This is a genomic window from Pontibacter pamirensis, assembly GCF_010015475.1.
GTDB classification, from domain to species: domain Bacteria; phylum Bacteroidota; class Bacteroidia; order Cytophagales; family Hymenobacteraceae; genus Pontibacter; species Pontibacter pamirensis.
On the sequence record NZ_SSNI01000070.1, the window covers coordinates 1 to 11,883 of the forward strand.

Annotated in this window: 15 protein-coding genes and 1 pseudogene; 4 read left to right on the forward strand and 12 right to left on the reverse strand. The window is 45.2% G+C overall.

Translation table 11 applies throughout. From position 1 onward, the window contains the following. Positions 1-337 precede the first annotated feature (337 nt). Genes E1919_RS26230 through E1919_RS26245 form a run of 4 tightly spaced genes read right to left on the reverse strand, consistent with a single transcriptional unit; the run spans position 338 to position 4,039 of the window. Positions 338-1,018 (reverse strand): NADPH-dependent F420 reductase, encoded by a 681-nt coding sequence (locus tag E1919_RS26230; RefSeq protein WP_162056370.1) that lies wholly within the window; start codon positions 1,016-1,018, stop codon positions 338-340. Between the two features lie 43 nt (positions 1,019-1,061). Continuing rightward, positions 1,062-2,450 carry an NtaA/DmoA family FMN-dependent monooxygenase gene (locus tag E1919_RS26235; protein ID WP_162056371.1) on the reverse strand — a complete coding sequence of 463 codons (1,389 nt, stop codon included), beginning with the start codon at positions 2,448-2,450 and terminating at the stop codon, positions 1,062-1,064. A gap of 11 nt (positions 2,451-2,461) precedes the next feature. Continuing rightward, positions 2,462-3,208 carry an NADPH-dependent F420 reductase gene (locus E1919_RS26240; RefSeq protein WP_162056372.1) on the reverse strand — a complete coding sequence of 249 codons (747 nt, stop codon included), beginning with the start codon at positions 3,206-3,208 and terminating at the stop codon, positions 2,462-2,464. Positions 3,209-3,247: 39 nt separating this feature from the next. Further along, positions 3,248-4,039: an NADPH-dependent F420 reductase gene (locus E1919_RS26245; RefSeq protein ID WP_162056373.1), complete on the reverse strand. Its 792-nt coding sequence runs from the start codon at positions 4,037-4,039 to the stop codon at positions 3,248-3,250. 243 nt (positions 4,040-4,282) lie between these two features. Between E1919_RS26245 and E1919_RS26250 the strand changes: the two genes are divergently transcribed. The 4 genes from E1919_RS26250 (at position 4,283) to E1919_RS26260 (ending at position 6,783) form a co-directional block, all read left to right on the forward strand. Beyond that, positions 4,283-4,633, forward strand: coding sequence for a winged helix-turn-helix transcriptional regulator (locus tag E1919_RS26250; RefSeq protein ID WP_115567831.1), 351 nt, complete (start codon positions 4,283-4,285; stop codon positions 4,631-4,633). Positions 4,634-4,707: 74 nt separating this feature from the next. Then, positions 4,708-5,238: an NAD-dependent epimerase/dehydratase family protein gene (locus tag E1919_RS27815; RefSeq protein WP_237144871.1), complete on the forward strand. Its 531-nt coding sequence runs from the start codon at positions 4,708-4,710 to the stop codon at positions 5,236-5,238. A 113-nt stretch (positions 5,239-5,351) separates the two neighbouring features. Further along, positions 5,352-5,774, forward strand: a complete 423-nt coding sequence (locus E1919_RS27820; RefSeq protein ID WP_237144872.1) for a Rossmann-fold NAD(P)-binding domain-containing protein — start codon at positions 5,352-5,354, stop codon at positions 5,772-5,774. A 727-nt stretch (positions 5,775-6,501) separates the two neighbouring features. Next, on the forward strand, positions 6,502-6,783 hold the full coding sequence (locus E1919_RS26260; protein WP_162056374.1) for a hypothetical protein: 282 nt from the start codon (positions 6,502-6,504) through the stop codon (positions 6,781-6,783). Between the two features lie 455 nt (positions 6,784-7,238). Here E1919_RS26260 and E1919_RS26265 read toward each other — a convergent pair whose 3' ends face one another. The 8 genes and pseudogenes from E1919_RS26265 to E1919_RS26300 form a co-directional block, all read right to left on the reverse strand. After that, the gene (locus E1919_RS26265) at positions 7,239-7,505 is read right to left on the reverse strand and encodes a hypothetical protein (protein WP_162056375.1); all 267 of its coding nucleotides are present in this window, start codon (positions 7,503-7,505) and stop codon (positions 7,239-7,241) included. A 287-nt stretch (positions 7,506-7,792) separates the two neighbouring features. Continuing rightward, on the reverse strand, positions 7,793-9,037 hold the full coding sequence (locus E1919_RS26270; RefSeq protein ID WP_162056376.1) for a hypothetical protein: 1,245 nt from the start codon (positions 9,035-9,037) through the stop codon (positions 7,793-7,795). Between the two features lie 142 nt (positions 9,038-9,179). Continuing rightward, positions 9,180-9,470, reverse strand: coding sequence for a hypothetical protein (locus tag E1919_RS26275; RefSeq protein ID WP_162056377.1), 291 nt, complete (start codon positions 9,468-9,470; stop codon positions 9,180-9,182). Between the two features lie 46 nt (positions 9,471-9,516). Then, positions 9,517-9,846 (reverse strand): hypothetical protein, encoded by a 330-nt coding sequence (locus E1919_RS26280; RefSeq protein ID WP_162056378.1) that lies wholly within the window; start codon positions 9,844-9,846, stop codon positions 9,517-9,519. Between the two features lie 56 nt (positions 9,847-9,902). Next, positions 9,903-10,241 (reverse strand): potassium transporter KefB, encoded by a 339-nt coding sequence (locus tag E1919_RS26285; protein WP_162056379.1) that lies wholly within the window; start codon positions 10,239-10,241, stop codon positions 9,903-9,905. An 84-nt stretch (positions 10,242-10,325) separates the two neighbouring features. Then, positions 10,326-10,574, reverse strand: coding sequence for a winged helix-turn-helix domain-containing protein (locus tag E1919_RS26290; RefSeq protein ID WP_394351836.1), 249 nt, complete (start codon positions 10,572-10,574; stop codon positions 10,326-10,328). Between the two features lie 67 nt (positions 10,575-10,641). Next, positions 10,642-11,265 (reverse strand): hypothetical protein, encoded by a 624-nt coding sequence (locus E1919_RS26295; RefSeq protein ID WP_162056381.1) that lies wholly within the window; start codon positions 11,263-11,265, stop codon positions 10,642-10,644. Positions 11,266-11,615: 350 nt separating this feature from the next. Further along, positions 11,616-11,883, reverse strand: a pseudogene (locus E1919_RS26300) (IS5/IS1182 family transposase); the annotation flags it as partial.

Consider the following 11,883-nt stretch of genomic DNA (forward strand, 5'->3'; position numbering starts at 1 on the left):
TTCATACCTTCAGCTATTGGTTTCACCCCTGTCGCTTGACCACAATCAAAGAGAGGAGCATTATATGCTTATTCCGAATAATGGCTGCAAGGAAGTCGTACTAAAAGCTAAGTTGTGCAACAGCCACCCACGTTTCTCGGGACAACGGGAAAGAGACGAAGGCTCCCGCTGTGAAACGCAAAGAGCCCCGAAGACGCGTTGGTTACCGTTGAGGATCATTTCTCCCGCCCGTATCAGAATTTCGTCGTTTTAAGGGACAGCGGCTGACTCAAAGCCGTCTTTAATAGGTGGTTTAAAAACTGTCAACCTATTTCAGGAGAAGACCCAACCCATACCTCTAAAAATATGGGCGTGCTATTTCATCTGCCTGTGCAAGATTTTCCGCACGTTTACTGATGTCAGCTTTTTGCAAGGCGGCTTTCAACGCATCTTTATCAAGATCCTGGCAATAGGCAGGCTCACCCGGTTGCTGTCTCCATGACTCCGACAATGCCCCCCCGTCTATGGCATCAAAGCCAATCTTATCAATGAGTTCCATGACCACTTGTTTTTCACGCTCATCATTACCGGCGACAGATAGGGCGATTCGATTCGGACTTCCAGTTGGAAAAGCCTTCGAAGCTAAGCTTGGGGCAACGATATTGTTGAAAGCCTTGATCACCGGGTGGCCAAGCACCTGGGCTACCCATTCGCTATCCGTTAACCCGCCTTCGATAGCAGCGTTCCTACCATCCCTGGAAGGGTAATAATTACCCGCATCTACAACAATGGCTTTAGAAGCAGACAATCTATCTGTTGGGAGTTCTACTATCGCTTTGTCGGGGATTGCGATAATGACAAGGTCTTTTGCTCCGGCTGCTTCCTGCGTTGTCACGGGAGTGGCACCGGTTTTCGCGGCAATTTCACTTAATGATTCAGGACCACGCGAGTTTGCAATCGTAACCTGATGTCCGAGATTTGTCAAATATCCGGCAAGTGTGCTGCCTATGTTACCGGCGCCGATTATTCCTATTTCCATATTTTATCTGTTTTGGTTTAATTCGTTGAAGATTAATCATTCCTTACTCCTCCATGGTGCCTTTGCCTTGTGTGGAAACGCGAGGGTCAGTTCCATACTGATCGGGAGCACCAAGGTGTTCGCGTAAAGTCTTGCCCTCATAATCCTGGTGGAAGAGACCACGTTCCTGCAGGATAGGAACCACTTCATCCACAAAGGCATCGATGCCATCTTCGTCAACGTCGGCGGAAACCCAGAAACCGTCCGCGGCACCGGCTTCAAACCACGCCTGCATATGATCGGCAGCCTCAATACCCGGCACCACAATCACTGGATGATAATCAATGACACCATGGGCAATGATATCGCGCAGGCTCCAGCCTTCCTTTGCAATCTTCAGGGCATGGGCTGAGCGAGGATCAAACGGTGAGGGACGCGCAGCATCCAATTGTTCTTTTGAGAGCGGTTCATTCAGACTGTTAAGATCAAGGCGTATGCCAAGCATCTGTTGGAGATACGCTACCCGTTGAGGGAATAACCGTTCCGTTAACTTAATTCGGCGATCAAGTGCCGTGCGTCTGTCTTTGGCGATGGTAGTCATCAGGCCGGGGATATATTTAATCTCGTCGGGGTTACGACCGTAACGTTTTGCCGCTTCCCGGAATGCATTACGTTGAGCACGGGCATCTTCAATGGTAAAGGCCGCTCCAATTACCGCATTGGCGAAACGACCTGCCAGTTCATGGGCATTAGGGCTGCCTCCTGCATGAAAAATGATGGGCTGACCCTGTTCCGACGGAGGAATATAGAGTGGTCCCCGAGAGTCCACATACTTTCCTTTTACATTTACTGGAAGGATCTGATCTCTCTTCGCAAACTGTCCGCTCTCCTGGTCATGTACCCAGGCATCTTTTCCCCAACTGCCCCAAAGTGCTTGGATGAGCGGGATGACCTCGTGCGCACGTCCATAGCGTTCCTCACTGGACGGAATGTTTCTTCCGTAGTTTGCTGCGACGGCATCACCACTGGAGGTAACTGCATTCCAGCCTGCGCGGCCATGACTCATCACATCCAGCGCTTTAAATTGTCTGGCAAGATTGAAAGGCTCATTAAATGTAGTGGAACCGGTGGCTACTAAACCAATTCGCTTGGTTTCCCGTGCAACAGCAGCAAGGGTGAGCATCACATCGAGATTAAAACTAGGCGCTTCATTTTCTATATCAGTTAGAAATGCACCAGGGCCATCCGGCAAAAAGATAAACTGAAACTTACCGCGTTCAGCTGCCTGGGCCTGTTTGACCCGCGCATCATAGCTGGTATAACTTTTTGGATCAACGCCGGGCATGCGCCAAGCTCCCTGCTGAGAACCGTATCCATTGCCTATATGCAAGCCGATTAGCATCTGATTACTTGTTTTAGAGGCGTGCTTTAATTTTTCTCTGGAAGAATCCATGACCATATTATTTACATGTACAACACGCGGCTTAAACGGACACCATAATCCGCACCGGGGTTGGTGGTGGCATCTCCCAACCGTTCCTGGAATGCCGCAACAGCCAAATCCCTCCGTTTGGGCAACCGCTCTCTTTCGGCTGTATCAATGGCAGCTTCTATTTCTTTCAGCGTTAGATCCGTGCCGTATACAGGCGCTCCAGGCTGCTGCCGCCAGGAATCCGCCAGGGAACCTGCGTCGAAAGCATCATATCCGGTATCACTAACCAATGCGATAGTTACCTTTCGGTCCATTTCCCGATCTGCAGCTATTGGGATAGCGATCCGGTCAGGGCTTCCGGCCGGTTTACCTTTCATTGCAAAGGAATCTGAACCAATGGCGTTCCATGCCTTTGCCACCGGGCGTGCCAATTGTTCCTGTACCCATAGGCTTTCGACCTGCCCGGCTTCAATGCTGTCAATCTTGTTGTCACGTCCCGGATAATAGTTTGAGGTGTCAATGACGACTGTTTCATCTGAAACACCTGCCAGAAGCGGCGCAATCTCAGGAATGCGGTTTAGAGGGATGGATAAAATGATAGCATCCTTTTCTAAAACAGCTTGCTGTACCGTAACCGCCTTCGCACCTGTAGAGAGCACATCAGTACTTATAGTTTCCGGGCCTCTGGAATTAGCGACATTTACCTCATGTCCTGCCGCACTTAATGTTAGTGCCAGCGTTTTACCGATATGGCCGACGCCAATGATTCCTATCTTCATATCTTGTATTCAATCTAAACTCAAAAAATAATTTAACTATCAGTGCTTTCTTGGAGGCAAATTGTTTATAGCGCGGACTATGTCTACCGCATGGTCAACAAAGCCTTCAGGGTAATCTCCTGATAAGATAATCTTAAAGTACTCGTCACCTATGTCCTGCATTTTGCCAAATAACAGCTCCTGGTTTTCTCTAAGTGCTTCTCTGTTGGCTGATGCCCGGGCCTGGACAAGCTCAGGCAATGTCAGGTCTGTGCAGTAGGCTGGGGAACAAGCCTGCTGGCGCCAGGAGTCTTCCAGCAGACCGGCATCCAGTGCGTCGAAACCTGCGTCATCTACCAGGCCTAGCACCACCTCTTTTGATTTCTGCTCATCACCCGAGACGGCCACCGCAACCCTGTCTTTACTTCCTTTTGGTCTTCCTTCTGTAGCAAGGCTATACGCGCCAATATTGCTGAATGCTTTTACTACCGGTCGGCCAAACTGCTCCTGCACCCATACACTGTTCACCATACCGTTTTCAACCGCTTCTACCTTTCCATCTCGATGCGGCCAGTAGTTTGTCGTTTCAACGATCACGACACGATCACCAATCTTGCCTTGCAGTGTTTTTACCAGATCCGGGATATTGATAAAAGGAATAGACACAACAAGCACATCTACATCCTCTGCAACATCATCTACTTCTACTGCCCTTACACCAGCTGCGTTAGCAATTGCCTGAATGCCTGCCACGCCTCTGGCATCTGCGAGTGTAACGTTGTGTCCCGCTTCACTAAATTTTCTTGCCAGGGTCTTGCCGATCACGCCGGCACCAATTACTCCTATTTTCATGTTGTATTATTTTATTAATGATCAATTTTTAGCTACCGGCCTGTTATCCAGTATTCACTTATCCACTTTGCGATAATCCCTTCGGCCAAAGCAACGGGGCCTGCCGTTAAGACATTTTTAAATTGCCTCTCCCTCCAGAAATACTGTGCATCAGTTGATTAAGCTGTTGCAAAGTTACCGTTTTTTACTTTCCTTTGTATAGCGCTTTCCTAAAGGAAAGTGAAATACTTTATTTCATGACTTATGGCTAATAAAATGGGGTACCTGTCCTGCCTTGACACGGTAAAGCCGGTGCGGGATGCGATCGAAGTAATTAATGGTAAGTGGAAACTGCCTATCATCATCTCTGTTATGACCGGCAACGAGCGGTTCACCGATATACAGGAGAGTATTCCCGGGATCACCCCGAAGGTGCTGGCCAAGGAACTCAAGGACCTGGAGCAGCACCAGCTGATAAAGCGAGTGGTAGTGGATGATTACCCGGTGAAGATCCTGTATAAGCCAGAACCCTATGCCGATACCTTGACTCCTATCATCGAAGCTTTGAAGGGCTGGGGGCTAAACCACCGGAAGAAAATTTTTGAAAAGGAATGAATTCTGAATTGCTGGTAGCCCCCTGGAGCTAAAAGTCGTACCTATAAGCTTTAGATGAATTTAAAAAAAGAATTATGAACAGAGTAGCCTTAGTTGTGGGTGTAAGCGGGATCACAGGTAGTAACCTGGCAGAAGAACTAATCAACCAAGGATGGACTACCTATGGCTTGGCTCGAAATCCTAACGTTAGCATAGAGGGTTTACAGCCAGTTGCAGCAGATCTTCTCAATCCTGAAAGCTTGTCATCTGCCCTTGCCGATGTTGCGCCCACGCACGTGTTTTTCACCAGCTGGATGCGCATGGAGTCGGAGGCAGAAAATATCAGGGTGAATGCAACGATGGTTCGCAACCTGCTGGATGCCTTGGCTCCGAAGCATTCTGTGCAGCATGTGGCCCTGGTAACAGGACTAAAGCATTATCTGGGACCTTTCGAAGCCTATGCGAAAGAAGGATTTCTGCCCGAAACGCCCTTGCGCGAGGAGCAGCCCCGGCTGGACATAGAGAACTTTTATTATGCCCAGGAAGATGAGGTATATGCCGCTGCCGCCCGTGATGGCTTTACCTGGAGCATTCATCGTCCGCACACGGTTATTGCAAGGCAGTAGGCAACCAGATGAACCTTGGAACAACCCTGGCCGTCTACGCCACTATTTGCAGGGAAACGAAGCGCCCGTTCAGATTTCCTGGATCGGAAGCGCAATGGAACGGCCTGTCGGATGTGACTGACGCCCGGGTGCTGGCCAAACACCTGGTATGGGCAGCCACCACGGAAGCAGCCCATAACAAAGCATTCAATGTAGTGAACGGAGAGTACTTTCGCTGGAAATGGCTGTGGAAGCGCCTGGCTCGCTGGTTCGGTGTAGAGCCTGTTGGCTTTGATGGTACCGTTCATCCCCTGGAGGACCAGATGGCGCAGGACGGTCCCGTGTGGCGTGAAATTGCCGTACGGTACAATTTAGCCGAGCCGGATCTAAGCCGGCTGGCCTCGCCCTGGCACACCGATCTGGACCTGGGACGTCCGATTGAGGTGATGACGGACATGTCAAAGAGCCGCAAGTTGGGTTTCACCGTCTATCAGCAAACGGAAGAGTCGTTTTTCAACCTGTTCACGCAACTACGCAACGATCGGTTGATTCCCTGAAGTCCCTTCCTCACATAAAAAGAGATAATCTTAAGGCAAGTACATCGAATAAAGGAAGGGCTAAAAGTTCAAATAAACTAAATTAGGATGAGTAAAATAACGGACAGCTTTTGCTTTAAGAATAAAATACCAACTGCCAACACTGGTAGCCACTATGTCTTTTTCTGCCCTGCTAGTCTCTACAACCGTGAAGGACATTCCTTATGTTTCACAAACTTTATCAGTAGCTTACCGAAGCCGATAACTATATGAAACCGTTACGCTTCTGTCTAACATAATTGTCGTTATATATAACCTTACAATGAAAGTAATAGTCAACAAGCCCTGCTCCTCTTCCATTGGCAAGAAATCTAACCACGCTGATATAGTAAATTTTGATTGAACCTGATAGTCTGAATATTAAATTAAAATAAGGTCTTCTTCATCTTTAAATCTTTATGTGCTCATCCGATACAAGCTCTACTCCCGTCTGTCCTGCTGTTATTAATCAATAGCTTATCATCTTCCCGTTAGTTTCCTCCAGTTTACCCTCCCCTATAATTCATTTGCCAGATTTACACAAATAAATCTTATATTTTACTATTATTATTCAATATAAACGTATAAAATAAACTGCTTCTACACTGACTGAGCAATTACAGCGTTGGTCAGCTTCACTACCTTACTACCCTCGCAACCACCCCATTTCATCTAACAAAACCATTTGTCAACCTTAAATCCTAAAGCTATGTTTGTCATTGCCCATCACTTTATCCAGGATCCGGAGCCGTTCTGGGCCTCCGCTCCAGACATCATCGCGGCTATACCGCCCCATATCAAACTCCACACCGTGTACCCGTCCAAGGATATGAAAACAGGCACTTGTGTCTGGGAGGCACCCAACTCCGCTGAGGTACAGAAACTGGTAGATAGCATGCTCGGAAGTATGAGCAGGAACGTATGTTATGAGGTAGATGAGGCAGCCGCCATTGGTCTTCCCCAGAAAGCCATTAAAGAGGCCACGTTTTGATATAAGTTTTGTTATTTCACAGATGCCATTCTGTGTAACGGAATCTGCTGAAACATCAGGTTGAACTCTAATCCCCTACCTTCAGACAGCCAGTGATGGCAGTCAAATTTATGTGGATAGGGTTCAACTAATTGGTTCTTCTACCTATACAAAAGCCGCTGCAGGTAAAACTGGAGCGGCTTTTGTATTTGCTTCGGTTGCCATAGCTTGTCAATGGTACAGCTTAATTAAGTGGGTGGCAGGGCGAACTTGATTGCTACACATATAGAAGCCTGAGATTATTGCCGCACCACAGGATATTCACTACTCATAAAGCATGTAAAATAAATTAACTGGCCATTCTACAAGATGGCGTAGTGAAATAACTTTAGATCTAAAAAGGCACGGTACTTTTCACTTATGTAGCTTCTTGTTTGCAAAGGTTTGTAATCATCAGATATACCTTTACGTACCTCTCAATCAATCATGTCTCCAAGATCACTTACACCTAATGTGAACATGATAATGACTATACCCAAGATGATTTTTATCACGAGCGGAATAGAGAAACCTAACCTTTCACTGAGAATGGCATTTGCCGGAGGTAAGTAAAGGAAAGAAAGCAAAAAGTAAGCAATTCCCGGAACGGGATGTATTAATAAAATATTCAGTACGCCTATTACAAAAAGAACTGCTGCAAATATTCCACTGAATATGTTGCCAACATGTATTGTCTTATTCATAGCTGTTTCTCCTTATTTTAAAGTAACTATTATCTTTTACACTTTTGTTTTAAGTCCTTATTTTCAGTTTTTTTTAAAAGATATGATGAGGCGATGCAGCATTGTTTATCCCCTGTTGGCATATTCCACTTGTTTAAGCTGTCGTTTTCGCATATGTTAAACCCGGTGTCCGCCCTTGCTCCTGTATTGTATTCGTGCTTCTGTTTTACTAAAGGTTTGCCAGCAAAAATTTCCTAAGAATACATTACCCGGAATGTTGTTAGCCAAGGCTTGATATTTGGCAGCTGTTACTTAAAGCTAAATATCAACGGGAATAAAAATATCACGACCAGTACCCAAATACTATAAATTGGTAGAAATAAGGCTATAGATCTCCCGACTGCTGCTATATCAGATTTCTTTGTAAGGGCCCTGAAAAGAAGTACAGTTATGAAGAGCAGATTTAACAGCATCAGAAAATTACCGCCCAGCACAGCCAGCCTGTTTGGTGTAACGCCCCATTCCGCTATTCGGAACAGGATGGCCGACAGTGCAATACAATTTACAATTATAGTTACTGTTGATAAAAGGAAAAGTACCCAGGTAGCGGTGATGTTTCTAGCTGTTTTAAAACTTTCTGCCACTGAAAAGAAAATGATAGCCATTACCCCAATCAACAGCAAATTGAAAATTATCAGGAATTCACGGTCGTTGTAAGGATCTTTACCTGAAAAGACGATGGCAAACAGGTAAATAACAAGCATTATCAAAACCAGCGGGCTAAAGATTTTAGCTATTACAGGTGAGACCTTATTTACCAATTGTGGATTGGTCTGCGTCAGGTAAGTGCCAACTATAGGTGCCGAAGCCAGCCCCAAAATACCAAAATACTGAAAATAAAATTCCTCAATCTGAAACCCAATGAGCGAAAATAAGCCGATCGTGAGCCCCGTCATGATGCCACCGGCAATCAGGATAAGCGTTGTCATGACAATCAGGTCGCCGTTGTATCTCAAAAAATCAAGCCATTTGTTATAATCTGGTAGATTATTACCTACAAATGCAGCGCCTAACAGCACCCACAGCAGCAGTGGCAAATGGATACATGCCAATAGTAATGTGTCGCTTTTAGTTGATGCTGGAAGAACATTGATGTAGACAAGTGAGACGAGCATCACGCCGCAGATCAAAGCTATCTGTTTAAGCTGCAAGTTATTTTTCCAGGCGAAGTAGGCTGTCAGAAGTGGTAGAAAGATGAAGCCTATGTTTCTCGGATAGAAGAACTCTTCGTTAACCTGGAACATGGCAGGTATCTTAGCAATAAAACCTGCCAGCAGGGAAGCAATTATTACAAACAATAATTCCCTGCCCGTTCCCCAGTTAATCTCATCACTCTCGTAATTCAGTCTTTCGTTCCAGAAATCTGCGAGGGCGTTGCCTCTCAGCTCCGGATATATGGTACTGAATTCCCGCTTAAAGGGCACCTTGTTCTTTCGGTATAGCTTTTCGAGTTGCCCGGGATCGTTTAGATGGTTGAGTATTTCATTTTTCATGGCTGTATTTTTTTGATTTGTTGAAAGAGTACTCCAGAACTTCCTCACTTTCGGTTTATTCATTACCGCAGTTTCATTAACTAAATCAATCCATCATGTTCCCTAGTCATTTACAAATACATCATCCTAAATAGTCTACTGCCTAACTTCCGGCGAAGGGTGTCCCAAAAATACCGACTGCGAGTTCAGCCCAAATGAGGAAAAGTGCCAATACAATAACTGCAATGATGCCAATTTGGTAGTCCATGTCCTTCACTTTCCTTAGCACAAGCTCACATGAGAGACCAGTGCCGAGCAACAGGACACCAGCAACCACAAAATCGAACAGACCCCAGTCTACTTCATCTGTAAATTGCATTGCTATAAGTGGTATAAGCATTATAAATACTACTGCAAGCACAATGCTGATAAGTCTTTTGTTTTGAATAGTCATAGCTTCTTTTTTTAAATTATCACATAGAATAAATAGCATTAAATGTTTAGAAGTCCATCATCATCAATTGAATCTTGTCGACCAATTCACCCACGCCTAGCGATGCCCATAGGATAGAAATGCTCAGAAGAATTTTCACATATCTCATTATAGGAAATGAGAAATTTGTTATTCTCTTAAGAATGGTATTTACCGGAAGAAAATACAGGAGAGAAAGAAGAAGAATAAATAAACCAAAACCGGGATCGTTTCCCCAAAAAGTATTTATAAAGCCGATTGCAAAAAAAGCTATTCCAAATATCCAACTGATAATAGTCAAAGCAGTAAATCCCTCACTCACCGCTATATCACCTTGTAATTCGTTTTTATATTTCATGATTATTTACATTTAAAATTTTCAATTAAATTTTCAATTTAAACCAGTTTAGCCGATTAATCCCACATGGTGCCGTTCAAGCCTAACACGGTGCCCAGCCACAGCACAATGATGAATACAACCAGGCTCAATAGATAAGCCAATGCCTCTCTCCATCCGCCTTGGCAACGCAGATGGTCCATGTTGTAGTAAAACACACCACCCAGTGCACCGGCTAGAGGCACCATAATCAGAGGTTTAATTATCCAGAACTTTGGCCATTCCGGGTCTGGTTCTCCAGTTCCAACCAGAAAAAACAGAATAAGAAGTAAACCAATCCCTGCGCCCTGCAGCATGCGCCTACCCACTGAGGCTGGATGGATAGGCTGGTTTTGTGGTCCGTTTCTTTGTGTCATGATAGTTAAGTTAGAGGTTTAAAAAAGGTTCTATTTACGATATAATAAAGTACTTTGAGTTACAAAGTATATGTACAAAAAAAATTAAATGTCCTTCCTGTTACTTAAAATAAGTTGCTCCAGTGCATCCAGGTGGCTGTTGAAGGCTTTGCGGCCTGTTTCAGTAGCATGATAAGTCGTGTTTGGTTTACGGCCTATAAACTGCTTTTCTACCTGCAGGTATTCTGCTTCTTCCAACGCACGCAGGTGACTGGCCAGGTTGCCGTCTGTTAGTTGCAGGATGTCCTTCAGTGTGCTGAAATCTACCCGTTCCTCCACCATCAGCACCGACATAATACCAAGCCGCGCCTTGCTTTCGAAGGCTTTATTTATATTTTCAAGGTACACTTTCACCAGCCTGCTATCGTTCGTATTTAAAGTACATCAGCATGCCATACACAATGTGGAGCACCCCGAAGCCTACCGTCCAGGCAAGCAATCCATACCCTACAAAAAAGCTGGTAAGCAAGCCAAGTATAATTTCAAAAAAGCCCAGATACCGGATGTCGCTCAGGGTATACTTGCTGGCATTTAACAACGCCAAACCATAAAAAATAAGCATGACCGGGGCCACCAGGTATAGCAGGTTGTGGTACAGGAGTATCGCACAGAAAACGCCGCCTGCTGCCAAAGGTATAAACAGGTTCACCAGCATCCGCTCTGTTTTTCTGTCCCATACCCGATGATTTGATTTCCGGGCATTGCGTGCGGTGAAATAAGTAGCCGAGCAAAGTGCCAGTATAAATACAAGCCCCGCCACCGAGAGCATAAAGAGGATGGATTCACTTGTCAGGTGGAGGCCTAAGCTCTGCCTATAGTTTATATAATGCGTAACCAAGTACCATTTTACAACACCTGCACCTATAAGCGCCGAAACTCCGGCGGCCACACCCGAAAGTCCGCTAAGCGAAATAAACCGGGAAGAGCGATCCATGATGTTGCGGATCTCGTGCAGGGTGGATAACTGGTCTTGCTGCTGATTCATATAAAGTACTTTGTGTTCCAAAGTTAATATTGCTATACGTAAAGTCAAGTATAATGATTTATTTTTTCCGCCATTTCTTTATACCGAAAGTATAACATCTATGTGCATTGGCAGACTTATTTTTTGTGACCCATGAATAAGGCATGTTTGCCAGGTATAGTCGGTAAAGAGATACCTTTCTTTCTTTGAAACCTCTTTGAATATAAACTTCGATGCTTCTATTCTTTGATCTGGCAGTCTGTGGTTTTGTGAAGCAAATTCATACAAGGCAGCGAAACCTAACAAGTCTTTGCTAAATTACACCTTATCCATTTCATTTGGTTTCATACTCAGCTTTTCTGTGAAGCTGTTTAGTGTTTCAGTTTTTTGTTGATTTTTCGGATAAACATCACGCAAAATGCCAGCCAATGTAGGGCCTGCCAGTGCTGTGCTTTCGTTTCGAAACGTATGAGCAAGGCCTTAAGGCTATCCAGCCAGGCATTGGCATGCTTAATCACTACTCTGCACTTGAAAAGCTCTTCATCAAAGTAGACATACTCCCCGTCCGCTCGCCCGTTTCTTGGATTGAAAGCAATGTTAGCCTCTATGCTCATCTCCGAGCACAGGCCCCTGAAGCCC

Coding starts and splice junctions, on each gene's coding strand:
- E1919_RS26230 (WP_162056370.1), bottom strand. CDS start 1,018: ATGGAAATAGGAATAATCGGCGCCGGTAACATAGGCAGCACACTTGCC.
- E1919_RS26235 (WP_162056371.1), bottom strand. CDS start 2,450: ATGGATTCTTCCAGAGAAAAATTAAAGCACGCCTCTAAAACAAGTAAT.
- E1919_RS26240 (WP_162056372.1), bottom strand. CDS start 3,208: ATGAAGATAGGAATCATTGGCGTCGGCCATATCGGTAAAACGCTGGCA.
- E1919_RS26245 (WP_162056373.1), bottom strand. CDS start 4,039: ATGAAAATAGGAGTAATTGGTGCCGGCGTGATCGGCAAGACCCTGGCA.
- E1919_RS26250 (WP_115567831.1), top strand. CDS start 4,283: ATGGCTAATAAAATGGGGTACCTGTCCTGCCTTGACACGGTAAAGCCG.
- E1919_RS27815 (WP_237144871.1), top strand. CDS start 4,708: ATGAACAGAGTAGCCTTAGTTGTGGGTGTAAGCGGGATCACAGGTAGT.
- E1919_RS26260 (WP_162056374.1), top strand. CDS start 6,502: ATGTTTGTCATTGCCCATCACTTTATCCAGGATCCGGAGCCGTTCTGG.
- E1919_RS26265 (WP_162056375.1), bottom strand. CDS start 7,505: ATGAATAAGACAATACATGTTGGCAACATATTCAGTGGAATATTTGCA.
- E1919_RS26270 (WP_162056376.1), bottom strand. CDS start 9,037: ATGAAAAATGAAATACTCAACCATCTAAACGATCCCGGGCAACTCGAA.
- E1919_RS26275 (WP_162056377.1), bottom strand. CDS start 9,470: ATGACTATTCAAAACAAAAGACTTATCAGCATTGTGCTTGCAGTAGTA.
- E1919_RS26280 (WP_162056378.1), bottom strand. CDS start 9,846: ATGAAATATAAAAACGAATTACAAGGTGATATAGCGGTGAGTGAGGGA.
- E1919_RS26285 (WP_162056379.1), bottom strand. CDS start 10,241: ATGACACAAAGAAACGGACCACAAAACCAGCCTATCCATCCAGCCTCA.
- E1919_RS26290 (WP_394351836.1), bottom strand. CDS start 10,574: ATGTCGGTGCTGATGGTGGAGGAACGGGTAGATTTCAGCACACTGAAG.
- E1919_RS26295 (WP_162056381.1), bottom strand. CDS start 11,265: ATGAATCAGCAGCAAGACCAGTTATCCACCCTGCACGAGATCCGCAAC.